At 46.0% G+C, this 24,380-nt stretch carries 26 protein-coding genes; 11 read left to right on the forward strand and 15 right to left on the reverse strand.

Going from position 1 to position 24,380, the window contains the following annotated elements; all coding sequences use genetic code 11:
- Nucleotides 1-10: 10 nt before the first annotated feature.
- Entirely contained in the window at nucleotides 11-1,621 is a 1,611-nt protein-coding gene (gene groL / locus BM101_RS09900; protein ID WP_087032795.1) for a chaperonin GroEL, read from the reverse strand.
- A 42-nt stretch (nucleotides 1,622-1,663) separates the two neighbouring features.
- Nucleotides 1,664-1,948, reverse strand: a complete 285-nt coding sequence (groES, locus tag BM101_RS09905) for a co-chaperone GroES (RefSeq protein WP_087032793.1) — start codon at nucleotides 1,946-1,948, stop codon at nucleotides 1,664-1,666.
- Between the two features lie 177 nt (nucleotides 1,949-2,125).
- On the opposite strand from groES, the gene BM101_RS09910 reads away from it, so the two are divergent.
- Together BM101_RS09910 and BM101_RS09915 are read left to right on the forward strand one after the other, a co-directional pair.
- A complete protein-coding gene (locus tag BM101_RS09910) occupies nucleotides 2,126-2,806 on the forward strand; it encodes a CPBP family intramembrane glutamic endopeptidase (protein WP_087032791.1) in 681 nt (226 codons plus the stop codon).
- A gap of 34 nt (nucleotides 2,807-2,840) precedes the next feature.
- The gene (locus tag BM101_RS09915; RefSeq protein WP_087032789.1) at nucleotides 2,841-3,047 is read left to right on the forward strand and encodes a DUF4305 domain-containing protein; all 207 of its coding nucleotides are present in this window, start codon (nucleotides 2,841-2,843) and stop codon (nucleotides 3,045-3,047) included.
- 129 nt (nucleotides 3,048-3,176) lie between these two features.
- On the opposite strand, the gene BM101_RS09920 is transcribed toward BM101_RS09915, so the two are convergent.
- Nucleotides 3,177-3,809, reverse strand: coding sequence for a redox-sensing transcriptional repressor Rex (locus BM101_RS09920; protein WP_087032787.1), 633 nt, complete (start codon nucleotides 3,807-3,809; stop codon nucleotides 3,177-3,179).
- A 338-nt stretch (nucleotides 3,810-4,147) separates the two neighbouring features.
- Here BM101_RS09920 and BM101_RS09925 point away from each other — a divergent pair, with 338 nt between their 5' ends.
- Entirely contained in the window at nucleotides 4,148-6,103 is a 1,956-nt protein-coding gene (locus BM101_RS09925; protein WP_087032786.1) for an ABC-F family ATP-binding cassette domain-containing protein, read from the forward strand.
- 113 nt (nucleotides 6,104-6,216) lie between these two features.
- Entirely contained in the window at nucleotides 6,217-6,873 is a 657-nt protein-coding gene (locus tag BM101_RS09930) for an HAD family hydrolase (protein WP_177194474.1), read from the forward strand.
- Nucleotides 6,874-6,945: 72 nt separating this feature from the next.
- Here BM101_RS09930 and tsaD read toward each other — a convergent pair whose 3' ends face one another.
- Genes tsaD through tsaB form a run of 4 tightly spaced genes read right to left on the reverse strand, consistent with a single transcriptional unit; the run spans nucleotide 6,946 to nucleotide 9,794 of the window.
- The gene (gene tsaD, locus BM101_RS09935; protein WP_087032783.1) at nucleotides 6,946-7,968 is read right to left on the reverse strand and encodes a tRNA (adenosine(37)-N6)-threonylcarbamoyltransferase complex transferase subunit TsaD; all 1,023 of its coding nucleotides are present in this window, start codon (nucleotides 7,966-7,968) and stop codon (nucleotides 6,946-6,948) included.
- 12 nt (nucleotides 7,969-7,980) lie between these two features.
- Nucleotides 7,981-8,472, reverse strand: coding sequence for a ribosomal protein S18-alanine N-acetyltransferase (rimI, locus tag BM101_RS09940; protein ID WP_087032782.1), 492 nt, complete (start codon nucleotides 8,470-8,472; stop codon nucleotides 7,981-7,983).
- On the reverse strand, nucleotides 8,453-9,085 hold the full coding sequence (rimI, locus tag BM101_RS09945) for a ribosomal protein S18-alanine N-acetyltransferase (RefSeq protein ID WP_179193090.1): 633 nt from the start codon (nucleotides 9,083-9,085) through the stop codon (nucleotides 8,453-8,455). The genes rimI (BM101_RS09940) and rimI (BM101_RS09945) overlap by 20 nt, the downstream gene beginning before the upstream one ends.
- Nucleotides 9,060-9,794, reverse strand: a complete 735-nt coding sequence (gene tsaB / locus BM101_RS09950) for a tRNA (adenosine(37)-N6)-threonylcarbamoyltransferase complex dimerization subunit type 1 TsaB (protein ID WP_087032778.1) — start codon at nucleotides 9,792-9,794, stop codon at nucleotides 9,060-9,062. Before tsaB ends, rimI (BM101_RS09945) begins: the two co-directional genes overlap by 26 nt.
- Nucleotides 9,795-10,129: 335 nt before the next feature.
- Between tsaB and BM101_RS09955 the strand changes: the two genes are divergently transcribed.
- Nucleotides 10,130-10,396 (forward strand): CsbD family protein, encoded by a 267-nt coding sequence (locus tag BM101_RS09955; RefSeq protein WP_177194475.1) that lies wholly within the window; start codon nucleotides 10,130-10,132, stop codon nucleotides 10,394-10,396.
- 60 nt (nucleotides 10,397-10,456) lie between these two features.
- Here BM101_RS09955 and BM101_RS09960 read toward each other — a convergent pair whose 3' ends face one another.
- Nucleotides 10,457-11,443, reverse strand: coding sequence for a LacI family DNA-binding transcriptional regulator (locus BM101_RS09960; protein ID WP_087032776.1), 987 nt, complete (start codon nucleotides 11,441-11,443; stop codon nucleotides 10,457-10,459).
- Nucleotides 11,444-11,493: 50 nt separating this feature from the next.
- A complete protein-coding gene (gene galT / locus BM101_RS09965; RefSeq protein ID WP_087032774.1) occupies nucleotides 11,494-13,029 on the reverse strand; it encodes a UDP-glucose--hexose-1-phosphate uridylyltransferase in 1,536 nt (511 codons plus the stop codon).
- A 196-nt stretch (nucleotides 13,030-13,225) separates the two neighbouring features.
- Between galT and BM101_RS09970 the strand changes: the two genes are divergently transcribed.
- From BM101_RS09970 to BM101_RS09980, 3 genes are read left to right on the forward strand one after another with little or no spacing between them, the layout of a single operon-like run.
- Nucleotides 13,226-14,158: a ring-cleaving dioxygenase gene (locus tag BM101_RS09970; RefSeq protein ID WP_218149919.1), complete on the forward strand. Its 933-nt coding sequence runs from the start codon at nucleotides 13,226-13,228 to the stop codon at nucleotides 14,156-14,158.
- A 25-nt stretch (nucleotides 14,159-14,183) separates the two neighbouring features.
- Complete coding sequence (locus tag BM101_RS09975; protein WP_087032770.1) at nucleotides 14,184-14,792, forward strand: alpha/beta hydrolase; 609 nt, start codon at nucleotides 14,184-14,186, stop codon at nucleotides 14,790-14,792.
- A gap of 30 nt (nucleotides 14,793-14,822) precedes the next feature.
- Nucleotides 14,823-15,119, forward strand: a complete 297-nt coding sequence (locus tag BM101_RS09980) for a DUF896 domain-containing protein (protein WP_256212238.1) — start codon at nucleotides 14,823-14,825, stop codon at nucleotides 15,117-15,119.
- A 207-nt stretch (nucleotides 15,120-15,326) separates the two neighbouring features.
- On the opposite strand, the gene proS is transcribed toward BM101_RS09980, so the two are convergent.
- From proS to BM101_RS10000, 4 genes are all read right to left on the reverse strand, one after another.
- The gene (proS, locus tag BM101_RS09985; RefSeq protein ID WP_087032768.1) at nucleotides 15,327-16,766 is read right to left on the reverse strand and encodes a proline--tRNA ligase; all 1,440 of its coding nucleotides are present in this window, start codon (nucleotides 16,764-16,766) and stop codon (nucleotides 15,327-15,329) included.
- 434 nt (nucleotides 16,767-17,200) lie between these two features.
- The gene (fumC, locus tag BM101_RS09990; RefSeq protein ID WP_087032766.1) at nucleotides 17,201-18,565 is read right to left on the reverse strand and encodes a class II fumarate hydratase; all 1,365 of its coding nucleotides are present in this window, start codon (nucleotides 18,563-18,565) and stop codon (nucleotides 17,201-17,203) included.
- 25 nt (nucleotides 18,566-18,590) lie between these two features.
- Complete coding sequence (locus tag BM101_RS09995; protein WP_256212240.1) at nucleotides 18,591-20,261, reverse strand: NAD-dependent malic enzyme; 1,671 nt, start codon at nucleotides 20,259-20,261, stop codon at nucleotides 18,591-18,593.
- Nucleotides 20,262-20,333: 72 nt separating this feature from the next.
- Complete coding sequence (locus BM101_RS10000; protein ID WP_087032762.1) at nucleotides 20,334-20,870, reverse strand: acyl-CoA thioesterase; 537 nt, start codon at nucleotides 20,868-20,870, stop codon at nucleotides 20,334-20,336.
- Between the two features lie 179 nt (nucleotides 20,871-21,049).
- On the opposite strand from BM101_RS10000, the gene BM101_RS10005 reads away from it, so the two are divergent.
- From BM101_RS10005 to BM101_RS10015, 3 genes are read left to right on the forward strand one after another with little or no spacing between them, the layout of a single operon-like run.
- Complete coding sequence (locus BM101_RS10005) at nucleotides 21,050-21,490, forward strand: universal stress protein (RefSeq protein WP_087032761.1); 441 nt, start codon at nucleotides 21,050-21,052, stop codon at nucleotides 21,488-21,490.
- A 50-nt stretch (nucleotides 21,491-21,540) separates the two neighbouring features.
- Nucleotides 21,541-21,975, forward strand: coding sequence for a universal stress protein (locus BM101_RS10010; RefSeq protein WP_087032760.1), 435 nt, complete (start codon nucleotides 21,541-21,543; stop codon nucleotides 21,973-21,975).
- Nucleotides 21,976-22,024: 49 nt separating this feature from the next.
- Nucleotides 22,025-22,459, forward strand: a complete 435-nt coding sequence (locus tag BM101_RS10015; RefSeq protein WP_087032758.1) for a universal stress protein — start codon at nucleotides 22,025-22,027, stop codon at nucleotides 22,457-22,459.
- A 153-nt stretch (nucleotides 22,460-22,612) separates the two neighbouring features.
- Here the strand turns inward: BM101_RS10015 and BM101_RS10020 are convergent, their stop codons facing one another.
- Nucleotides 22,613-23,467 carry a DUF4352 domain-containing protein gene (locus BM101_RS10020; protein WP_087032756.1) on the reverse strand — a complete coding sequence of 285 codons (855 nt, stop codon included), beginning with the start codon at nucleotides 23,465-23,467 and terminating at the stop codon, nucleotides 22,613-22,615.
- Between the two features lie 292 nt (nucleotides 23,468-23,759).
- Nucleotides 23,760-24,380: RNA-guided endonuclease InsQ/TnpB family protein (locus tag BM101_RS10025; protein ID WP_143084457.1), on the reverse strand; the 621-nt coding region annotated here is incomplete at its 5' end.

The raw sequence follows: 24,380 nt of genomic DNA on the forward strand, positions 1-24,380 counted from the left end.
TCGTATCCTATTACATCATGCCCATTCCTGGGTCCATCATTGGTGCTGCTGGTTCTGGGTGGTTGGCTACGACTGCTTCTGTTGACAGGATCAAGGAAGCGACGCTGGCTGCGTTTTGTAGTGCGGAACGTGTCACTTTGGTCGGATCCACGATTCCGGCTTCAATCATGTTCACCCATTCGTCGGTAGCGGCATTGTAGCCCATTCCCACTTCTAGGCCTTTGATTTTATCGGCAACGACTGAACCTTCTTTGCCCGCATTTTCAGCGATTTGTCTTACTGGTTCTTCCAATGAACGCGCTACGATTCTTGCACCGGTAGCTTCGTCACCGGTCAGTTCCAATCCTTCAACATGTTTTTGAACATTGATCAAGGCTGTACCACCACCGGATACGATTCCTTCTTCCACTGCAGCACGGGTAGCATTCAATGCATCTTCGATGCGCAATTTGCGCTCTTTCAGTTCCGTTTCGGTAGCAGCACCGACTTTGATGACCGCCACACCGCCGGACAATTTAGCCAAACGTTCTTGTAATTTTTCGCGGTCGAAATCGGAAGTCGTTTCGGCAGATTGTGAACGGATGACCGCTACACGTTGTTCGATCAATTCTTTTTCGCCTGCGCCCTCAACGATTGTTGTTGAATCTTTTGTGATGACCACTTTTCCTGCGCGGCCCAAATGTTCCACTGTTGCATCCTTCAATTCCAACCCTAAGTCTTCGGCAATGACGGTACCGCCGGTAAGGATAGCGATGTCTTGCAGCATTTCTTTACGACGGTCACCGAATCCAGGAGCTTTGACAGCCGCCACATTGAAGGTACCACGTAATTTATTCAATACCAAGGTAGGCAATGCTTCGCCATCTACATCATCAGCGATGATTGCCAAAGGGCGTCCTTGTTGCAGAATTTGTTCCAATAAAGGAAGGATGTCTTGGATGTTGGACAATTTGCGGTCCGTAATCAGGATATACGGATTTTCCAATTCAGCTTCCATTTTATCGTTGTTTGTAACCATGTATTGAGACAGGTAGCCGCGGTCGAATTGCATACCTTCCACGACATCCAGTTCCGTTTCGATCCCTTTTGATTCTTCGATGGTGATGACGCCGTCTTTGCCGACTTTTTCCATTGCTTCGGCAATCAATTGACCGATTTCTTCTGAACCGGACGATACAGCCGCAACTTGGGCGATCGATTCTTTCGAGCTTACCGGTTGAGAAATTTCAGCAAGGCCCAGAACCGCTGCTTTTGTGGCAAGTTCAATCCCGCGACGGATGCCGACAGGGTTTGCGCCGGCAGTAACATTTTTAAGGCCTTCACGAACAATTGCTTGCGTCAACACCGTTGCAGTCGTTGTCCCGTCACCAGCGATGTCATTGGTTTTTGAAGCAACTTCAGCAACCAATTTTGCACCCATGTTTTCAAAATGGTCTTCTAATTCGATTTCTTTTGCGATGGTAACACCATCATTGGTGATCAATGGAGAGCCGTAAGCTTTTTCCAATACAACATTACGACCTTTAGGCCCTAAGGTTACTTTTACTGTATTTGCTAAAATATCCACACCACGAAGCATTGCTGCTCTTGCGTCTTCTGAAAATTTAATGTCTTTTGCCATTTTATCTACTCACCTCATGAAATATTTTTGTTACGGCACCTATTAGTCAATAATCGCTACAATTTCGCTTTCCTTGATGACCAAATATTCTTTGCCATCATGTTTCACTTCTGTCCCTGCGTATTTTTCAAAAAGAACAGTATCGCCAATTTTAACAGTCATTTCAATCTTTGTCCCGTTGTCAGTTACACGGCCAGCGCCTACAGCTACAACGACGCCTGTTTGAGATTTTTCTTTGGCAGATGATGCTAAAACAATGCCGCCTACAGATTTTTCTTCTTCTTTAGCAACTTCTACGATGACACGATTTCCTAATGGTTTTAACAAATTGATCCCTCCAAAAATAAGTTCCTTTAGCACTCAATCACATCGAGTGCTAAGCTACATTTCTATATTAATCAATTTCACATTATATTGCAAGCGATTCGCTAATTTTTTTCCCCTTCCTATGCTATACTGTTTTACAAGCTTACAAATCATGGTTTCATCAGAAAGGTTCGTCTCATGAATAAAAAATCAAAATCAAACATAACGGTCGCCATGGCAATCATCTTGATCTATCTGGCGGTGCAGTTCTTGCCTGTCATCCTGACGGTCTTTGTGCCGATAGCCGATCGCGTTGCCCTCAGCATGAATCTTACTTTACTGTGTTCGTTCCTAGGTGCCGCCATTATGCTGCTGTTGAATCATTTGAGGACTTGGACACCTGCCAATAGCATCACCAACCGTCCTTCCTCTTCCATCAGTACAGTGTTGGCTTACGGTGTTGTCGGCTTCATTGGTGCCCTGATCGTTCAAATCATTGCCTTGAATGTCGAGGTATTGTTGTTCCAAGCGCCGGCGACTTCCGAAAACACTGAGGTATTGCTTGACTTGACAAATCAGTATCCATTCTTTATTTTTAATATAATCGTCTTTGCACCGGTTATGGAAGAATTTGTTTTTCGTAAAGCCATTGTGACATCCCTTGTCGATAGCACAGGGATGGTCGGGGCTGCCACCATCAGTTCCTTGATTTTTGCATTTGCACACGCGGATGGCCATCTGTTGATATACGGCGCCTTGGGGCTATGGTTCTCTTTCCTCTACAATAAGACAAAAAATATCGCAACACCGATGATTGCGCATGGTTTGATGAATGCGATGTCCGCCTATCCGATACTGTTACACCTCTTATCGCATTAGCGCCGGAACCCGTTCAGCAAAAGAAAGGAAAAAAATGACTTTAAAAAATTTATTCATCCAAATTATCATCCGTTTTGTATTCGCTGTCCTCTTCATTTCCCTGGCGGTGAATGCCGTGCATACAGCAGGATGGGGATTTATGGCAATCATCAGCGTTTTCTTCGCAACAAGTGATGTTGTCAAAGGCACCAGAATGCTGCAGGCTTACATCGAAATCAAAAAATCAATCGATAAACAATAGGGGTCAGACTTTCGGGACCCGCTTAAGAAATATTGATTTTCTAAACTTTATCGCAACAAAAAAAGAAGGATGACGTGCTGATCTGATCAGCGTGTCATCCTTCTTTTTATCTTACAATCTTTTCTTTCCTCAGCTGATGTCGTTATCCAGGAAGTAGATCAGCGTTTGCAATTCGTTCGTCAAATCGACGTTTTGCACGCGAACATTATCCGGTACGGATAGGCGCAATGGCGTAAAGTTCATGATACCGCGGATGCCCGCTTCCAATAGTTCGTTTGTCGCTCTTTGCGCAACCTCTTGCGGCACCGTCAAGATGGCCACATCAATTTGTTGGATACGCAATTGTTCAACCATATCCGACATCGGATAAACCGGCACACCGCTCAGGATAGTACCAACAATATCTTCATTTACATCGAACGCCGCACTGATACGGACGTTGTTGCTTACGTGGAAATTATAGTTCAATAAAGCATGTCCTAAATTACCCACCCCTATCAAAGCAACATTGGTCAGACGGTCTTGGTTCAAGGTTTTGCTGAAGAAATCCAACAAATACTCCACATCGTATCCGTACCCTCTTTTGCCAAGGGCCCCGAAGTAGGAGAAATCTCTTCTGATTGTTGCGCTGTCCACTTTCACCGCTTCACTTAATTCAGTGGAAGAAACGCGTTTTTTACCGGCATTATGCAGGAAACGCAAATAGCGATGATAAATGGGCAATCTTTTTGCCGTCGCCTTTGGAATATCGTGTGCTGTCATTATAATTTTCCTCATCTCTCACATTCGTATACTTTGCTCACTAAATACAAGTTCAAAAAAGTATCTTCACATACTTTTGTTTTTTCGATTCATACAAGCTATTATAACATCTGTTTGTGAAATATCCAGTATTTTGTTCGAAATGGGGATTAATTGTGAAGTTATTAATGTCCGAAATGTGAAATGTCACACGAACTGTAAACGCATTCGTTTTTTTGTTTTCACATATCCATCAAGTGAATAACACAATAACTCTCCTCCTCCCTATCGATAACACCTCCGCTATGATAAAATAGAGCTACTGTATCGACAGCATACGTTAGAAAGAGGATTCTTATATGATTTTATTACAAGGACAAAATTTGGCACGTCATTTTGGACCGACTGTGCTCTTCGACAACATTCAAATAACCGTACAAGATCACTCCCGCATTGCCCTCGTTGGGCGTAACGGTGCCGGAAAATCGACACTATTAAAAATTCTTGCTGGAATAGAAAATACGGATGCCGGCTCCGTAGCAAAAAATAAAGATATTACGATCGGTTACTTGGATCAACACAGTGCCGTGGATTCCGCCAATACGATTTGGCAAGAGATGCTGACCATCTTTGAACCGATCATCCAACTGAGCAAAGAAGCCGAAAGAGCGGCAATCGCTTTAGGGGATCCCGATTTATTGGAGGATGAGGATGCCTACCAAAAAGCCTTGGAGCGTTACGATACTCTGCAGCATGCGCTGCATGAAAAGAATGCCTATGGCTATGAATCTGAAATCCGTTCCGTTCTGCACGGTTTCCAATTTTACGAAGAGGATTATCATCGCCCCATCGGCCAATTGTCAGGCGGTCAGAAAACACGTCTAGCCTTGGCAAAAATCCTGTTGGAAAAGAATGACCTGCTCATTCTGGATGAACCGACCAATCACCTGGATATCGACACCTTGGCCTGGTTGGAAACCTACTTGATCGGTTATAAAGGTTCTCTTTTGATCGTCTCCCATGACCGTTATTTCTTGGATAAAGTGGCAACCGAAGTCTATGAAATCAGCCGCCATAAAATCCAACATTACAAAGGGAATTATTCCTATTATTTGACCGAGAAAGCCGCCCGTCTGGAACTGGAATGGAAAGCTTATGAAAAACAACAGGATGAAATCGCTAAGCTGGAAGATTATGTCGCCCGCAATCTGGTGCGCGCTTCCACTACGAAGATGGCTCAGAGTCGCCGGAAACGTCTGGAAAAGATGGACCGCATGGACAAGCCCAAAGGCGATGAGCGTTCTGCCCGATTTTCTTTCGAAATCGAAAAGGAGAGCGGAAATGTCGTGTTGACTGTGGAAAATGGCGCCGTCGGTTACGACGATACCGTTCTTTCCAAGCCAATCAACTTGGATATCCGCAAACAACAGGCGATTGCCATCGTCGGGCCGAACGGAATCGGCAAATCGACCCTTCTGAAATCCATCATTTCTGAAATTCCATTATTGGAAGGAAGCGTCCGTTTCGGCGCTAACGTCGATCTGGGTTACTATGACCAAGAGTTGGGCAACCTATCCAAAAACAAAACCGTCCTGGCGGAAATCTGGGATCTGCACCCTACCTTGAACGAAAAGGATATCCGTAGCATCTTGGGCAGTTTCCTGTTCAGCGGTGAAGACGTCGAAAAAACCATCCCTTCTCTGAGCGGCGGCGAAAAAGCGCGCCTCTCCTTGTGCAAATTGGCTTTGGACAAAAAAAACTTTTTGATACTCGACGAACCGACCAACCACTTGGACATCGACAGCAAAGAGGTTTTGGAAAATGCCTTGATCGAATTTGACGGGACGCTCCTGTTCGTATCGCATGACCGTTACTTCATCAACCGCATCGCGACCGGCATTGTCGAATTGTCTGAGGACGGCAGTCGGCTGTATATGGGCGATTACGATTATTACTTGGAAAAAAAACAACAGGAAGCTGAGTTGGCAGCCTTGCAGTTGGCGGAAGCTTCGCCGGTTGAAGATACCGCAGCCGAACCGCTCTCAAAAGCTAAGGGCGACTACCATAATTCCAAGGAAAAACTGAAACTGGAACGCAAACTTTCCAGACAGATCGAGGCGATAGAAGAAGAATTGGCCTCCATTGAATCGGGCATTTCCGCAATCGAAGCGGAGCTGACCAAACCCGAAGTCTTCGGTGATCATCAAAAAGTCCAGGAATTCAACACCAACTTGCTTGCCCTACAGGCCAAACAAGATGAACTGATGGAACAATGGGAAGAACAGACCACCGCTTTGGAAGAACTAGCAGAATGATCAGGAAGAGCGCCCTTATTTACATGGCCGCTCCCTATCTCAGGACACCGACTCGTCCGATATGATAGCTATTTCGGATAATATTCTAATGAACATACACAGGGGGCATGCTTATGTTAGAAGCAGTACTATTTGATATGGATGGCGTCATCATCGATACGGAACCATTCTTTTTGCGTTCGGAAAATATGCTATTGAAAGAATTTGGCGTAACCGTCGAACTGGCATACCACTACCGTTACCAAGGGACCACCCATGAGTACATGTGGCAGACCATGAAAGACGAATTCAATCTTCCCGCACCGGTTAACGAATTGGTGGAAAGAGCCAATAAAATCAGGAATGCGCTGATCATGCAGGAAGGCCTGCAGCCTATTCCTGGCGCAATCGACTTGATCAAAAATTTATACGAAAACAAGATTCCATTGGCCATTGCATCGTCTTCTCCGCTGAAAGATATCCACCATGCCGTCGCCTCTTTGGATATTGAAGCATATTTCAGCTATTTCGTATCCGGCGAAAGCGTCGAACATTCAAAACCGGCTCCCGATATCTTTCTGGATGCCGCCAAAAACCTCAACGTCGATCCAACGAATTGCATCGTCCTTGAAGATTCCAAAAATGGCGTGAATGCCGCCTATGCCGCAAACTGCAAGTGCATCGGGTTCAGCAACCCGAATTTCCCTGCACAGGACTTATCCAATGCGACTGTCATCATCACTGATTTGGCAACGGTCGATGCCGATTTCTGCAGAAATTTATTCAAATAAAAAACTCTTGCATGCTGTCCCCGCCTTCAGAAGGCGGAACAGCATGCAAGAGTTTTCTTTTCCGTTAAGGGATTATTCGCCCAAAACCAATCCGGGATGTGCATTCAGATCATATCCGGCAAAGTTTTGCTTCCGGTATTCGCTATAGGCTGCCGCCCCGATCATGGCGGCGTTATCTCCGCATAGCGAAAGCGGCGGAATCAGCACGGCTACATCCGGCAATTCCTGCGCCATTTTTGCGGACAAGACTTCCCTCAGGCCTCGGTTGGCCGCGACACCCCCGGCCAACAACAGTTGGCGAACGTTCTTCTCTTTGGCCGCCCGCAGCGTCTTGTGTACAAGGACCTCGATCACGCTCGCTTGGAAGCTGGCCGCCAAATCGTAGGGATCGATGTCATCCCCTTTTTGGCGGGCGTTATGTACGGTATTGATGACCGAACTCTTCAGTCCGCTGAAGCTGAAGTCATAATTGTCTTCCTGAATCATCGCACGCGGGAAATGCAAAGTTTCTTTCCCCTCATGAGCCATTTCATCCATTTTTTTACCGCCTGGATAAGGCAAGCCCAATACCCGCCCGATTTTGTCGTAGGCTTCTCCGGCTGCATCATCCCTGGTCTCTCCGATGATATCGAAAGAACCATCTTTTTCCATATAGACCAATTCTGTATGGCCACCGCTCACCACCAAAGCCAACAGCGGGAACTGCAACGGTTCGACCAACTGATTCGCATAAATATGGCCGGCGATGTGGTTGACCGGAATAAGCGGTTTGCGATGAGCGAAAGCGAGCGCCTTCGCTGCACTGACCCCAATCAACAAGGAGCCGACCAAGCCTGGGCCTTCCGTCACTGCAATCGCATCGATCGCAGCAAACGTCAGATTGGCTTCATCCATTGCGGCTTCAATCACTTGCGTAATCTGTTCCACATGATGGCGGCTGGCCACTTCAGGGACCACTCCGCCAAATCGCATATGGCTCTTGATCTGGGAAGCTACAACGTTCGATAAGACAGTGTCGCCATTTCTCACTACTGCCACACTTGTTTCATCACAGCTGCTTTCGATTGCAAGGATGGTTACTTCTCTTTCTGTCACGGTTCTTTCACCTCAACTTTCTTGCTCCGCAGGAAATGCCAATTCCAGTATATAGGCATCTTCGACCGGAGCCTGATAATAATCTTTTCTTCGGTAGATATCTTCAAACCCCATCTTTCTGTACAGTCCATAGGCTCCGCTATTGGAAACGCGGACTTCCAGCCATAATTTCGCCATGTCTTCTCCCTTGAGCAGGAGGATCATCTCTCTCAGCAACGCCGTGCCGACCCCTTCGCCTTGGTACTCCGGAAGGACTGCGAAGTTATTGACGGACGCTTCGTCCAGCACCGTCATGCAGCAAATGTACCCGATCAGTTTCTCATCTTCAAAACACCCCAGATAAACGGAACGTTCCTCTTTCAGTTCAAACAGGAAAGAGGAAACTTTCCAGCTGGTATGGCCATCGTTGGCAAGCAACGTTATATCGTACAGTTCCTGTGCGATATGTCCCAACTTGTCCGGCTGCATTTTCAAGTCACTGATTCTAATGGTATTCGTCTGCATGTCTTTTCTCCCTTTCTTCCGGACCGGCTACAGGCAAAAGCCAATTCATCTCTAGAGCGTCTTCTCCATCGCCGTTGTAGTAATTTTTTTTTATCCGCACGGATCGAAATCCTATTTTTTCATATAAAGATTTTGCTTTTTGATTGGAAACGCGGACTTCCAGACTAATGCTGGGGATGTTTTCCGTCAACGCAAATTCTTCCAGCATCATCAACAACAGCGTGGCGGCGCCGATCTGTTGGTAATCCGGCACTATGGCGATATTCGTGATGTGGATGTCTTCCGTTTCCTCTCTTGCTCCTAAAAATCCGACCGGTGTGTGTCCATCGTAGAGAACATAATAGAGGGATTTCGCATTTTGCATGATGTCGCTTTCCAGGGCTGATCTTCCCCATGGTGCTAACCCTTGATAGCTCATCCTTTCGATATATAAAATATCCGGGATGTGATGCTTCTTGCCGATGACAAGTTTGACGGGCAGCTGGTTCTTCAACAAATAATGTTCCTGTTCCAACGAGATGCGTTTTGAAACGAATTTTGGTTCTTTTAAGGAAGCGATGTCCGTCTGGATTTCCTTGATGGCGGATTTAAATTGACGAATCAATTCTTTCAACGTAATCTTCCCTCCGTTTTTCATGATGCGCTTCTTGCCATTTTTCTTCGGCTTCCGGATTTTTTAAGTATTCCGGGACAAAAAGATGCGGATCGACTGCTGTTTCATGGATGGAGAGCGCCGCCAAAACGCTCGCGCGCGGCAAAGCCTGAGACTCTCCGGCAAAACGGGCCCGTTCCCCAAAAAGTTCGCTGATGCGTTCCTGATAGATGGCAACGTCTTCCCCAATAAATAGGTAGTTCCCTTCTTCCGCCAATAACCGGCTAAACCATTCTTCGCTGGCAATGTGGATATCCGGGATGCTGTTCACCAATTTTTGGTTTTCAAATCGGTAAACACCCGTGTAGCAATTTCTTCTGCGGGCGTCAATGATGGGAACGATGCGAGCGGTCGTCCCTTCCCCGTTTGCGGCAATGACTTTCAGGCTGGAGACCGACACTAATGGCAGACCTAAAGTCCAAGCCAACGTTTTCGCAATCGTTGCACCGATCCGTACCCCAGTATAAGAACCCGGACCTTTCGCAACCGCAATGCTTTCCAAAGCGGACGGTTCCCATCCGGCAATGGTCAACACACGGTCGATGGCTGGCATCAATTGCGTACTGTGCTGTAAATTTCCGTTTGTACTTATTTCTGCAACCAATCGTCCGTTGTCTATGACAGCTGCGCTCATGGTCTGATTCGAGGATTCAATGGCTAATATTTTCACCTATTGTTCCTCCTTTCGGTGATTTTGTCTAATCTAGTATAGCATTTATTCCGAACGATAAAAAGCGGAGGGTGGAACGAAAGCCGTTTAAGCTCCGAATCGCCGGAGGGAAGAACGGACTTTATCGCATTTTTTGCCATTCCTCACGCCTTTTTAAATCGACGTTGGCACTGCTGACTTTAGGCCCCAGATCAGGAATAGTCCGCAAATGTTAAAAAAACGAAAAAAGGGCTGTCCAAGGGGTATCATTTGCTTATCCAAACAAATAAGGTAAAATACAAATATAGAAAACGTTTACTTCACTAAGAATTTGATTACTTTAAGGAGGAATTGTCATGAGTTCAGAAATGGAAGATAAATTAAAAGGCGTGAAGGACAAGGTTGTCGGTAAAGCAAAAGAAATCTATGGGGAAATCGTGGATGATCCGGATAAAGAGCTAGAAGGAAAACTGCAGCATGCAAAAGGTCATGCCGAAACAAAAATCGGTAAAGCGAAGGATGAGGCTGACGATAAACTGAAAGATGCAAAAGAGAAAGCCGAAGAAACCTCAGATAACTTAAAACGCAAAATAAACGACAAGATTGATGACTGGAAAGAATAAAGGCCGTTCATCACGCTATAAAATAAGGGCCGGGAAAATTTTCCCGGCCCTTATTTTGCATTATTTGATGGATGCCCTCTTGATCAATTCGGTTGAAAGGCTGACTTTTTTGGCAACCTTCCGCGGATAGCGGATGCGGTCCAGCAACAAAGATACGCCCGTGTTCCCCATCGCACGCGTATCGACGCGCACCGTCGCCAAAGGAGGATAAACGTATTTCGCTACCTTGCTGTCATTAAACCCAATGATCCCGATTTGATCAGGAACAGCTATTTTTGCATCATGCAGGGCACGCAGAGCCCCGATTGCAATCGCATCATTTTCCGCAAATAAGAACGTCGGCAAGTCATCCGGATGATCTTCGATGAGCCGTTTCATCATCTCGAATCCCGAGGCGGTACTGAAATGCCCCGTATAATGATACCGTTCCTGGTAAATCCCCCTTTTTCTCAGGCCCTCAATGAACAATTCTGAACGGAGGTCATGGACGATATCCGTCTTATCATTCGTCAACTCTTTCCCTTCCAGGAATCCAATTTTTTCGTGATTCCCTCTATCCAGTTCCTTCAGGATAGCCGCAATCGCGTAAGAGAAATCAATGATGACGGAATCTTGCGCCCATTCAAATTGATCGGAATCAATGAAACATAATGGCTTTCCGATTGCTTTCAATCGCTCGACTTGGCGTTTCCCGTATTTCCCGATGGCCACTATTCCTACAACATCCTCTTCCACTTCAAAAGTGAAATCATGGAAAATACGGACAACATCATAGCCCTCAGCTTCTGCACGTTCCTCTGCACCCAAACGGATCCCTTGATAATACAAATCATCCAATTCCTCTTCCTGGGTATACCATTGCAGCAGCAGAATCTTCTCACGCATTTTTTTCTTTTTGGTTTTTGAGTAATTCAGCTCTTTTGCAACTTTGAAGATGCGGTCCTTTGTTTCTCTTCCGACTGACAAGCTTTCGTCATGGTTCAGCACGCGAGAAACGGTCGCTGTCGAAACTCCAGCTTTTTCGGCTATATCCTTCATCGTCGTCATCTGGCTCCATTCCCCCTCTGTTAGTTCTGTTTCTGACCCCTTCCGGGGGTTCAGGCATTCAGCGTCTCCAAGAAACGTTTCAATGCTGCTTGCCCTTCCGGAGTCTGTTTATAGACACCGGCATCTTCCAAGACGCGCAAGAATTTATTGCCGACGCCGTTGCGGATCGTGTCCATCACATTTTCTGCCGTGTATTCAGCCGTTTGTTTCATTTCGTCCCCCCATGCTTTATGGTAGTCTGCGATGAAGTTTGGTCTGTCCAATAAATAGGCTGCCACTTCCATCAGTTCCGTTTCCAAACGAGGGGGTAAAATAGCCAATCCCAACACCTCGATCAAACCGATATTTTCCTTTTTGATGTGTTGGACATCTTTATGGGGATGGAAAATGCCGTCGGGGAATTCTTCTGAGGTGCGGTTGTTGCGAAGGACCATGTCCAGTTCGTATGCCTCCCCTTTTCTTCTGGCAACGATTGTGACGGCGTTGTGCTTTTGCCCTTCCTTTTCGGCCAAAATGCCGGCTGCAGGATCCGAATAAGCTTGCCATTTATCCAAGATGAGGCAGCCGGCCGCATAGATTTCATCCGGGTCGCTTGCGCGCAAACGGATGACCGACAACGGCCAATAGAGGATTTCTGCTTCCACTTCCGAATGGTTTTTCAAATCCCATCGGTACAATACTTTTGCATCTTCCATCGGGAAATGCTGTCTTCCGCCTTGGTAATGCTCATGGCTTAAAATGGACCCGCCTACAATCGGCAAGCCTGCATTCGACCCTACAAAGTAATGAGGAAAAAGGGATACGATTTCCAACAGATTACCGATCGTCTTTTCGCTGACATGCATGGGTACGTGGTGTCTCGTAAAAATGATGCAATGTTCATTGTAATAGGAATACGGAGAATATTGGAAACCCCAATTTTCTCCGAGCAGCGGAATGCGGACAACCCGGTGATTGCTCCTTGCCGCAGCATCTTCTCTTCCTTTGTATCCTTCATTTTCCAGACAAAGCGCACAGGCGGGATAGACTGAAACGGGTGTATTGTGGGCCATTTCAATTTGTTCGCGTGTTTTTTCAGGTTTGGATAGATTGATGGTGATCTTCAAATTCCCATAGTCCGTATCCACAGCAAACCGTTTATTCTTAGCGATTTGTCTGGTCTTGATGTAATTGTTGTCTTGGCTCAATCGATAAAACTCATCGGTTGCGCGCATGGGCGCTTCCTCATAATGATTCCAGAAATTTTTGTTCACTTCTGAAGGCAACGGTGTGATCAATTCCATCATTTGCGATTCCAAGATATCGATTTGCCCAGGAGTATCTTGGATCAAACCGTTATCGATTGCATAGGCAACGATCCGGTCCATCGAATCCAACAAGTTCGGCAATGGAATCGCTGGCTTTTTATGGATATCAAAACTATCTTTCCCCAGAATCCCCAATAAACGGTTTATTGCATACGTGTCATCCAAGCTGTGTATACGATGTATGGCTATGCCCTTAGTAACAAAATCCCGCACCACTTGATCAATGTCAAACCTCTCCACCAAATCTATCCCTCTTCTCTTTTCGTTTATATAGGCCATTATAACATAGCCCCTCAGGTAAAAATTGCCTTATTTTTTATCTTTTATTTACTCGTTTTATTTATTTTTAATCATCAAAAAAACTGCTTACTAATTGACAGTCCCTTTTCGGCATGATACAATCACTTCGAATTAAAGATATACTAAGACGAAATATAAAAATTGGGAAATAAACAGCCAAGGGAGATAATATATCATGAAAAAAACAATGGGGATCCATCATATTACAGCAATCGTGGGCCATCCACAGGAAAATGTCGATTTTTATGCGGGCGTGCTGGGCATGCGCATGATCAAACAGACCGTTAACTTCGATGATCCGGGAACGTATCATCTGTACTTCGACAATGAAGGCGGCGAGCCGGGAACAATCATCACCTTCTTCCCGTGGGTAAATTCGCGCCAAGGCGTCATCGGCGACGGACAAGTCGGGATTACGGCCTATGCGGTACCCGTCGGATCTTTAGGATTCTGGGAAGAGCGCCTGACAAAATACAAAGTGCCGTTCGATAAAACCAGCCGCTTCGGTGAAACCTATTTGGACTTCGATGATCCCCACGGCCTGCATTTGGAAATCGTTGAACGCGAAAAGGGTAATAACAATACTTATAGCTTCAACGGTGTACCGGCTGAACATGCCATCAAAGGTTTTGCGGGTGCCGTATTGTTGACCGGAGCACCTGAAGAAACGGCTTCCGTAGTGGAAGACGTGATGGGCTTGGAAAGAGTGGCGCAAGAAGACGACTTGATCCGTTTCCGGTCCGAAGGGAACATCGGCAATATCGTCGATATCAAAATGACCTCTGTCGGAGCAGGCGTAATGGGTGTCGGAACGGTGCACCATATCGCTTGGAGAGCAAACGATGAACAGGATCACCTGGATTGGTTAAGACACGTTGCAGCCATGGGGCAACATCCAACACCGGTCCGCGACCGCAATTACTTCAAAGCTTTATACTTCAGAGAAAAAGGCGGCATCCTGTTCGAAATCGCATCTGATTCTCCTGGCTTCGCTGTCGATGAAACACGCGAAAGAATGGGTGAAAAATTGATGTTGCCGCCGCAATACGAAGGCAGACGTGCTGAATTGACGGCCGGCCTGATCCCCTTTACCGTACGCGAAGTATAACCCCATCAGAGAGCGAGGAATAAAAATGAGCCATCACCATATTTTCAAGCAAGGAAATCCTGACAAACCGATCCTGTTACTTTTACATGGGACAGGCGGCGATGAAAAAGACCTGCTGTTTTTGGGAGAATTGATCGATCCCGAGGCATCCATCCTGAGCGTGCGCGGTAACGTCAGCGAAGGCGGCATGAACCGCTTCTTCCGCCGCTTAGCGGAAGGCGTTTTTGATGAAGCCGACCTGGATTTCAGGACAAAAGAATTGGTCACCTTCTTGGATGAGACAGCCAAAGAATATGGCTTCAATCGTCAAAACATCGTTGCCATCGGCTACTCAAATGGTGCAAATATCGCCGGGAGTATGATATACTCTTTCAAAGATACGGTAAAAGGTGCTATTCTGCATCATCCGATGGTGCCATTTCGTAACCGTGAATTGCCTGATTTGCACAACGTTCCCGTCTTCATTGGAGCCGGGACAAATGACCCCATGTGCGCACCGGCTGAAAGTATAGAATTGAAAACAACGCTTGAAGGAGCCGGAAGTGACGTTTCCATCTATTGGGGGAATGCTGGACACTCACTGACCAACGAAGAAGTAACAGCTGCAAAAGCTTGGTACAACAAAAACTTCTGACGCCTCCTTCCTAGGAAAGGAGCATATAAAGTGAAAAAATTATTGGACAGAATCAACGAATTGGCACGCAAAGCAAAGACGATGGAAGGTTTGACCGAAACGGAAAAGATCGAACAACAACAATTGCGCCAAGAATATATCCAATCCTTCCGTAGTTCTTTTGATGACATTCTTTTGAATTCAAAAGTCTACGATCCAGAGGGCAATGACATCACCCCGCAAAAATTGGTCGATGCCCAAAAAGAAAAACGTCGCAAAAACATCACTTCCATTTTGGGAAGCGATAAAATAACTTTCCTGAACGAACAGGATAAAAAGAAAAAATAATTCATTAGAAATAAAGAAGGAGACATTTGCGCCATGCGCAAATGCCTCCTTCTTTGTTTTTAGTCGAGTTCTGAATCCTGTTTAGTCGAACTCTGAATTGCAGAACGGACGTCCACTTCACACCCAAGGATTAAATCTGAAAAAACACAGATTTTATCCTTGGGTGCTCCAGTGATTCCGTTCTAAACGCAATTCATCGTATCCTCTTTAATAAGCTCTTGCTAGCCATACTGTATGTTTGGCAGGTTTGCCTGATACGATACAGGTTGTTTTTTCGACTGGCGGGTTGAACGGAATATTGCGGGTCGTGAAGCCCGTTTCTTCTTTGATTCTTGCTTCCGTTTCAAGCTCGCCGTCCCATCCGGCCAATACGAATCCAGGGATTTCGCCTTCCGCCTTTTTAGCTTCGATATGTGCTTTCAGTTCATCCAACGTATCGATGTTGGTGTATTCGTTGGCTTTGCGGTTTTCGCGTGCCGTTTCCAATAAGCGGACTTGCATGTCAGCCAATGCTTTCGGTACGAAGGTTGCGATGTCATCCAAAGATACGGCCACTTTGTCGGAAAGGTCGCGCATTTTCACCATTACTTGGTTGTTTTCCATATCGCGCGGTCCGAATTCGATGCGCATCGGTACGCCCTTCAGTTCCCACTCATTGAATTTGAATCCAGGCGAGTTATCGCTGTCGTCCAAGTGAACGCGGATACCGGCGGACTTCAATTCGGATTGCAATACTTCCAGACGTTCCACGATTTCCGGTTTCTTCTTCCATGGACCGACCGGCATCAAGACAACTTGTTTGGATGCGACTTTAGGCGGCAATACCAATCCTTGGTCATCGCCATGGACCATGATCAGCGCACCAATCAAACGTGTGGAGACGCCCCAAGAAGTAGTATGCGCATAAACGTGCTCGTTATCACGGTTCAAGTATTTGATGTCGAATGCTTCCGCGAATTTCGTGCCCATGTAGTGGGAAGTACCAGCCTGTACTGCTTTTCCGTCTTTCATCATTGCTTCTACAGAGAAAGTATCAACCGCACCAGCGAAACGTTCTGAAGGTGTTTTTTGCCCTTCGTAGACAGGGACGGCCAATAGTTCTTCGATGACTTCTTTGTAGACTTGCAGCATACGCATGGTGCGTTTGCGCGCATCCTCTTCGTCGGTATGGGCAGTATGCCCTTCTTGCCATAGGAATTCAGAAGTACGCAAGAACGGCAAAGTTTTCTTTTCCCAACGGAATACGTTTGCCCATTGGTTGATTTCCATCGGCAAATCGCGGTAGGAATTGATCCAGTCGCTGAATGCCGTGCCGATCATCGTTTCGGAAGTCGGACGCAATGCCAAACGTTCTTCCAATTTTTCGCCGGCAGCTTCCGTTACCCATGGCAATTCCGGGCTGAAGCCTTCGATATGGTCTTTTTCTTTTGTGAAGAATGATTCTGGGATCAACATCGGGAAATAGGCGTTGCGGATGCCTTCCTCTTTGAAGCGTGCGTTGAACTCTTCCTGGATGTGTTCCCAGATTTCATAGCTGTCCGGTTTGAAAATGATGCAGCCGCGCACCGGCGAATAATCCATCAGATCAGCTTGCTTGATGGTTTGGATATACCATGCAGAAAAATCTTCTTTTTGTAAAGTACTCATATTTTTCCTCCTAATTTTTAAATCCTCTTCTTATTTGAATGCAAAAAAATAAGCATAGTCCATCCTTAACAAGGACGAAATATACTTTCCTGACGTATTTCCGCGGTACCACCTTCATTGGCCTCCATTTATTGCGAAAGCCCAACTCAACTTCTGGTAACGGCAGAAAGCCGGCCATATTTCTATGACTATTTGCCAGGCAGGTTCAATGAATCAGCGGGGGTCTCTCTTCCAGCCATGGAAAGACTCTCTTTACCCATCATTTATCTACTAATCCTCACACTCATGCCCCTCTATTGTATGAGAAACGGAATGGAAATTCAATCTTTTTTTCCGCATACCTTCCCCTATACAAAATGAAGAGGGTTCGGGACAATCCCGAACCCCCCTATCACTCAGTTTTTCAGTTCTGAAACATGCTACTTGCAGCTAAACTAGACCATCTTTTTAGGGTCCACATAGGCATCGAATTCGTCAGCCGTCACATGACCGAGGGCGACTGCCGCTTCTTTCAATGATGTCCCGTCCAAAAATGCTTTTTGTGCAATCTTAGCGGATTTTTCATAGCCGATGTATGGATTCAATGCCGTAACAAGCATCAGCGAATTCGTTAAATTATGCTTGATTCTTTCTTGGTCGGCCTGAATGCCGCTTGCACAATGTTCATCAAAACTGATCAATGAATCTGACAGCAATTCGACAGATTGCAGGAAACTATTGATGATCAATGGCATATAGGTATTCAGTTGGAAAGATCCTTGTGAGGCCGCCATCCCGATTGCCGTATCATTTGCGATCACTTGGATGCAGACCATCGTCACCGCTTCGGATTGGGTCGGATTCACTTTCCCTGGCATAATAGAGCTGCCTGGTTCATTCATCGGAATGCTGATTTCGCCGATGCCGCTTCTAGGACCGCTTGCCAGCCAACGCACATCATTGGCTATTTTGTAGAAGTTCGTAGCCAGTGCCTTGATGGCGCCATGCGTATGTACCATAGCATCCTTGCTAGTCAAGGCATGAAATTTATTTTCCGCTCCGATAAATGGGACACCTGTTCTTGCCGCTACGATTTCAATCGTAGCCTGAATGAACGCTGGATTAGCATTCAACCCGGTCCCTACCGCCGTTCCGCCTAGAGCCAGTTTTTTGAGGTATTTGAGGGTATCGTCAATCATTGACTTTGTTTCCTCAAGCATGACACGCCATGCGCTGATTTCCTGCCCTAGCGTCAAAGGTGTCGCATCCTGCAGGTGGGTACGTCCCAATTTTACGATATCTTCATTTTCTTTTTCCAACCGTAATAAGGTCGCAACCAGAACATCGATGGCAGGATATAATTTATCCTGCACGTTCAGCACACTCGCGATGTGCATCGCTGCCGGAAACACATCATTTGAACTTTGCCCTTTGTTCACATGGTCATTCGGATGGATAAGCGCTTCTCCGATCAGTTGATTTCCGCGGTTTGCTAAAACTTCGTTTACGTTCATATTGGATTGCGTTCCGCTGCCGGTTTGCCACACGGCTAACGGAAATTGATCATCCCATTGCCCTGCCAATACTTCATCCGCAGCCGCTACAATCCCTTCGACGCGTTTTTCATCCAACATACCCAATTGTTGATTTGCCAAAGCTGCTGCCCGTTTAATTTGCACCAGCGCATAAATGACTTCCATGGGGATTTTTTCTTTGCCTATTCTGAAGTTTTCCAAACTGCGTTGCGTTTGGGCACCCCATAATTTATCTTTTCCTACTTTTACTTCACCCAATGAATCGTGCTCAATCCGATATTCCATCGACACAGCTCCTTTACACTCTTTATTAGTATTCCGCTTTCCAGATGGCGTCTTCCACGGCTTGCGCAGGATCTGAGATGGACACGCCGTTTACGCCGTCTTCGATGGCAGCTTGAACGACTGCCGCTGCAACGAGCTTCGATGCTTCACGCAATTGTGCCACCGGCGGAAGGATAGCCGCGCCTGGTTCGTCCAGGTTTTGAAGGGAAGTGATGCCGTGCGCTGCAGCCGACAACATCTTGTCCGTCACTCTTTTCGCTTTTGCGATGACGATCCCGAATCCCAATCCAGGATACAAAAGGGCATTGTTGGCTTGTCCGATTTTATAGGTGACGCCGTTCAGTTCGATCGGATCCGATGGGCTGCCGGTTACGACCAATGCCTTGCCTTCGGTCCATTTGATGACGTCGGAAGCTTTTGCTTCACACAATTTCGTCGGATTGGAAATGGGCATGATGGCCGGGCGCTCATTATAGGCTGCCATCTTCTTGACCACTGCTTCCGTGAAGGCTCCCGGTTGGCCGGATGTTCCGATCAGGACAGTCGGTTTCACCGCTTCGATGATGTCAGCTAAATCCGCCAACGGTTTGCCGAATTCAGAAGCGCTGCGGGCATATTGGGTTTGACCGGGCGTCAACCCTTCCATATCATCCGTGACCAAACCATAGCGGTCCACGATATAGAATTGTTTGCGGGCATCCGCTTCCGCTGCACCCTGCAACGTCATTTCCAACAGGATTTGGTCGGATACCCCCACGCCTGCGGTTCCGCCGCCAAAAACCAAGATTTTGTGTTCCGTGATCGGTTTGCCGGTAATGCGCACGACAGAATCCATCGCTGCGGACATCATGACGCCCGTCCCTTGAATATCGTCATTGAAGGTGCAGATCTTGTCGCGGTACTTCTCCAGAATGGTCGCAGCGTTGTCGCGGCCGAAATCTTCCCAATGGAACAGAACATCCGGGAATAGCTCAGATGCTTCGTTGACCAACGTTTCGATGAACGGATAATAATCTTCGCCGGTGATGCGTTTGTGCTTATTACCCAAATAGAACGGATCGTCCAACAGCTGTTGGTTGTTAGTGCCGGCATCGATGACAATCGGCAATACTTGCTGCGGATTCAATCCGGATGCCACCGTGTAGACGGCCAATTTTCCGGTTGAGATCGCCACTCCTTGGATTCCCCAGTCGCCGATCCCCAACACGCCTTCGCCATCGGTGATGACCATCAATTTGATTTCAGCCAAATTTTTGCTGCCGTTCAACAAAGCGGCTTTTATTTTTTCGGGATGGTTCACATCCAGATAAACGGCATCCTGTGATTTTTCAAAGTCTTTTGAATAATTCATGACGGCATCGGCGATGGTCGGTGTGTAGATGACCGGCAATAATTCCGTTACATGTCTGCCTACCACATCATAAAACAGCACACGGTTTTGGTCATAGATGTTCATCAGATACTTTTGCTTGGAATAGGCATCGGTAAAATTATCCAATTGCGCATAGACAATGGCCGATTGTTCATCCAAAGTCCGTACTGCAGTCGGAAGCAGGCCATCCAATCCCAATTCCGTCCTTTCTTCCAACGTGAATGCTGTCCCTTTGTTTAAAAAGGGATTACGCAATAATTCTTTTCCGCTTACTTTCGTCATCAAAAATCCACTCTCCTTAAATTGCCGTTTATCGGTTACCACAAATACTATAAACTCATTTCAAAAAATAAAAACCTGGGAACTGGTCTCAGGTCCTTTTCCCGCAAGGGTCACTCAACCCCATGGAATGTCGATTGTAATATGTTGATGCAGTTCTTTTTGGAACGATAAATTTTCTTGCCTTTTTTGGCGTCTGGCTTCGTACCCACCGCAAATGAAGACTTCTTCTGTCGTTTCAGGCTTGATGGTCGGCAAATCAACTTTTTGGCCCTCCTCATCGGGAAGCGCAACAAAGGTCAGGAAGCATGTCGCCGCTAAATAACGTTCGCCGGTGCGAAGATTTTCGCCGATGACCTTCGTGAAAACTTCCATCGAAGTTTTGCCCGCACCGGAAACAAACGTGTCGATGCAGACGGAATGTCCCGCCGGCAAAGGCTTGATGAAGTTGAGCGTATCAACGGATGCCGTGACATTGCTAGTGCGGCCAAATCGTTCCCCCGAAATAGCGGCGCAATCATCGATCAGACTCATTAATCTGCCACCAAATAAAGTACCATGCGAGTTTGCGTCAAACGGAAAGACATGGTGTGTTTGAATGACCCTTGTTTGTCTGCAAAAGCGGTATTCTTTTTCTTGATCAGATTCTGACATAATGCAACCTCCCCCTTCAATATTCGTAATATAATTTTAGCACGCTTCATTTCTTTTTAATAGACATCATAAAAATTTCTCGTTTACACCAATTCCCCCATACTTTCTTTTCTTATCATGATGATGTAAAATATATTTAGGAAGCGTTTTCTTGGTTAGTCAAAAAGGAGCTGGTAAAAGTGTTGGGAGAATACAAAAATATTTTAGTTCCCGTTGATGGATCGGCACAGTCGGAAGATTCATTCAAAAAAGCCGTCGCAATCGCCAAACGCAATAATGCTACGTTGCATCTCATTTGCATCATCGATACAAGGAATGCACCTCTAAGCCCTGATTATGCAAGCAGAGTCGACTTTGGTGAACCCACTGCAAAATTAGAGTATGCTTTTCTTGATGAAATGGTGACATCCGCTGAATCAGAAGGCGTTGTGATCAAAAAGATCCTCACAAACGGTAACCCCATGACGTTGATTGCTGAGGCATTTCCAAAAGAATTCAATGCCGATCTCATCATCATCGGGGCAACCGGTAAGGGCGCCCTTACAAGAGTCTTTGTTGGATCTGTTTCTAACTATGTTGTCCGTCATGCACCGTGTGATGTGTTGGTAGTCCGTACCTAAAACAAAAGCATAATAACTGCAAGCTACTTGGTTGAAAAGGAGCGGGTAAAATGTTAGAAGAATACAAAAATATTTTAGTTCCCGTTGATGGATCGGAACAGTCAGAAGATTCATTCAAAAAAGCTGTCGCAATTGCCAAACGGAATAATGCTGTGTTGTATCTTGTCCATATTATGGATACACGGAATATGTCATTGAATCCCGAGAATGAATTCCAAACAATGGAAGCCCTCAAAGACTTAGAATATGCCTTTTTGGATGAAATGGTGGCATTTGCTGAAAAAGAAGGCGTAGTGAGCAAAAAGACCGTCATAAATGGAAACCCAATGACATTGATTGCTGAGACATTTCCTAAGGAATTCAATGCCGATCTCATCGTCATCGCAGCGACCGGTAAAGGCGCTATCACAAGAGCCTTTGTTGGATCTGTTTCTAACTATGTTCTCCGTCATGCACCCTGCGATGTATTGCTAGTCCGCACTTGAAAAAAGCATAACAACTGAAAGCCATTTGGTTAAAAAGGAGCGGTTAAAAATGTTAGGAGAATACAAAAATATTTTAGTTCCCGTTGATGGATCGGCACAGTCGGAAGATTCATTCAAAAAAGCTGTAGCAATCGCCAAACGGAATAATGCTGTGTTGCATCTTGTTTATATTGCGGATACACGGAATATGTCATTGAATCCCGAGAATGAATTCCAAACAATGGAAGCCCTCAAAGACTTGGAATATGCCTTTTTGGATGAAATGGTGGCATTTGCTGAAACAGAAGGCGTTGTGATCAAAAAGACCGCCAAAGACGGTAACCCCATGACGTTGATTGCTGAGACATTTCCTAAGCTATTCAATGCTGATCTCATCGTCATCGGGGCGACTGGTAAAGGCGCTATCACAAGAGCCTTTGTTGGATCTGTTTCTAACTATGTTGTCCGTCATGCACCATGTGATGTGTTGGTAGTCCGTACCTGAAAAAGTATAACAACCGAAAGCTGCACATCAGAAAACATACACTCAGCCCGGTGCAGTTCCGCTGCGCCAGGCTGTTTCCTTTCCCACAAAACTTTATCCAACCAAAATAAAACGTGGACAGATCATTTGTCCACGTTTTATTTCTTCATATTTTCACAGATTATTCACAGGACTCGTGGTACCGTCTAGATCAAGCCAGGCACCATCGAAAAATTGTACGCTGTAGGGCCCGTCTCCGCTGATGTCAAAATATGCGGTATCGGTGAACGACTGCCCCGGCGCTACTGTATGAAGCCAAAAATGTGTATAGCGCAGCGGCAAGAACTTCCCGTCCCCGTCAACCGCCGTGAAATAATTCGGCGCAATGTAGGTCTCTGCAGTGCCGTTGTTCACATAATCAATTTTTACTTCCAGCAGTTTGTCCCCTAATGGATTCAACGCAGCAATCGCATCAATTTCCTTGATGCTGGTGATCGTAACGAGTTCGCTTATTCCTGCTGTATCGTTCGAAAAGCTTTGCGATTCCCCTTCGTTCACTTTGAATGAAGGTTGCGTTACGATTGGATCATCATTTGGCACAAAAGTTATCGTGATATAGCTGTCGTGCTCCAATTCTGCCAGAGCGATTCCCGTGTCACCATAGCTAATCGAGGTGTCCGTTGTGAACGTTATTTCGGTCTTGACGCTTGGACCCGGATACGGATAATCAAATCCCCAAGTATTGTTCGTATCACGGAAATCAACGGCAGTGCCCTCGATGATCGTCGTCACATGATCATATCCTTCCGCTATGCCTTCAACGGCGAAATAGTTGTGTTTATCTCCCCGCGTAATGCCGTTCCGGACACCGCTCGTGAAGATAATGGTTGCATTCTCATTGTTTTGATTAGTCGGAACGGAGGTTTTCTCGGCCAGCGATGTGCTCTCAGCGGTTGGATTGGAATCGTTTTGGCAAGCACCCAGAATAGATACACTCATAATCGTCAGCAACCACAAACTTTTCCTCATAATAAATTCCTCCAGTATCTGCCTTTCCACCCAAACTTACCGGTCTTTGCTGTCACCACTATTTTAGCAAAGCCAAAAATAAACTCCTAATGATAACCCGATTGCAGAGACATTTCTCCGTCAACAACCCATGACTTTCACCCACGGTGAACTTTTCTCCGAAAAGGAAGTCACAGGCTTGTGAGCCTCTTGCGAGGCTCTGGTTTATATACAGCGGACTACGCATCCAGTGACACGCCCTTTAATCCTAGCAAGAGGAACTGTCAGGTACCAAGCAAACCTGTTTCTATGATTAACCAGCCACCAATGGTGGTGCCAACAATACTTCATCAATCCAACGGATACCGTAATTGCGTAGGTTCAACCCTGCGTTATGGTCTCTGTCGTGCCATTCATGACAATGATCACATGTCCATTCACGCGTGGAGATATCGCCCTTGAGGGCTGTATTTTTCACACCACAATCAGAACAGATTTGTGTTGAAGCGAAGGTTTTCGGTGTTTTTACCAAATACTTCCCTTGTTGTTCAAGTTTGTACTTGAGATACAGGCGGAAGTTACCGAACCCATTATCTTGTTGGTTTTTTGCCAACTTCAAGGTTTGTCCGATTGCACGAAGATCAAGATCTTCCACCACAACCATATCATAATGATTTGCGAGGGCATAGGCCTTCTTATGGAGCCAGTCTTTCCGTTGGTTCACAACTTTCGTATTAAGTTTCACTACTACCAAATGTTGACGTTCCCATCGTTTAGAACCTTGTACCATGCGTGATAGTTTACGCTGTTCTTTTGCTAGACATTCTTCCATAACTCGATAGTAGTGTGGATAATTGGCTTTCTTACCTTCACTATCTACGAAGAAATTGGCTTGTGAGTAATCTAGTCCAAGAATACGTTCAACAGCAGGGAT

The organism is Trichococcus palustris (assembly GCF_900114465.1).
GTDB classification, from domain to species: Bacteria; Bacillota; Bacilli; order Lactobacillales; family Aerococcaceae; genus Trichococcus; species Trichococcus palustris.

Excerpts from the sequence above, each read along its gene's own strand:
- groL (WP_087032795.1), bottom strand. The coding sequence starts at position 1,621 with ATGGCAAAAGACATTAAATTTTCAGAAGACGCAAGAGCAGCAATGCTT.
- BM101_RS09910 (WP_087032791.1), top strand. The coding sequence starts at position 2,126 with ATGAATAAAAAATCAAAATCAAACATAACGGTCGCCATGGCAATCATC.
- BM101_RS09915 (WP_087032789.1), top strand. The coding sequence starts at position 2,841 with ATGACTTTAAAAAATTTATTCATCCAAATTATCATCCGTTTTGTATTC.
- BM101_RS09920 (WP_087032787.1), bottom strand. The coding sequence starts at position 3,809 with ATGACAGCACACGATATTCCAAAGGCGACGGCAAAAAGATTGCCCATT.
- BM101_RS09925 (WP_087032786.1), top strand. The coding sequence starts at position 4,148 with ATGATTTTATTACAAGGACAAAATTTGGCACGTCATTTTGGACCGACT.
- BM101_RS09930 (WP_177194474.1), top strand. The coding sequence starts at position 6,217 with ATGTTAGAAGCAGTACTATTTGATATGGATGGCGTCATCATCGATACG.
- rimI (WP_087032782.1), bottom strand. The coding sequence starts at position 8,472 with ATGCAGACGAATACCATTAGAATCAGTGACTTGAAAATGCAGCCGGAC.
- BM101_RS09955 (WP_177194475.1), top strand. The coding sequence starts at position 10,130 with ATGAGTTCAGAAATGGAAGATAAATTAAAAGGCGTGAAGGACAAGGTT.
- BM101_RS09960 (WP_087032776.1), bottom strand. The coding sequence starts at position 11,443 with ATGACGACGATGAAGGATATAGCCGAAAAAGCTGGAGTTTCGACAGCG.
- galT (WP_087032774.1), bottom strand. The coding sequence starts at position 13,029 with ATGGCCTATATAAACGAAAAGAGAAGAGGGATAGATTTGGTGGAGAGG.
- BM101_RS09970 (WP_218149919.1), top strand. The coding sequence starts at position 13,226 with ATGAAAAAAACAATGGGGATCCATCATATTACAGCAATCGTGGGCCAT.
- BM101_RS09975 (WP_087032770.1), top strand. The coding sequence starts at position 14,184 with ATGAGCCATCACCATATTTTCAAGCAAGGAAATCCTGACAAACCGATC.
- proS (WP_087032768.1), bottom strand. The coding sequence starts at position 16,766 with ATGAGTACTTTACAAAAAGAAGATTTTTCTGCATGGTATATCCAAACC.
- fumC (WP_087032766.1), bottom strand. The coding sequence starts at position 18,565 with ATGGAATATCGGATTGAGCACGATTCATTGGGTGAAGTAAAAGTAGGA.
- BM101_RS10000 (WP_087032762.1), bottom strand. The coding sequence starts at position 20,870 with ATGTCAGAATCTGATCAAGAAAAAGAATACCGCTTTTGCAGACAAACA.
- BM101_RS10010 (WP_087032760.1), top strand. The coding sequence starts at position 21,541 with ATGTTAGAAGAATACAAAAATATTTTAGTTCCCGTTGATGGATCGGAA.
- BM101_RS10015 (WP_087032758.1), top strand. The coding sequence starts at position 22,025 with ATGTTAGGAGAATACAAAAATATTTTAGTTCCCGTTGATGGATCGGCA.
- BM101_RS10020 (WP_087032756.1), bottom strand. The coding sequence starts at position 23,467 with ATGAGGAAAAGTTTGTGGTTGCTGACGATTATGAGTGTATCTATTCTG.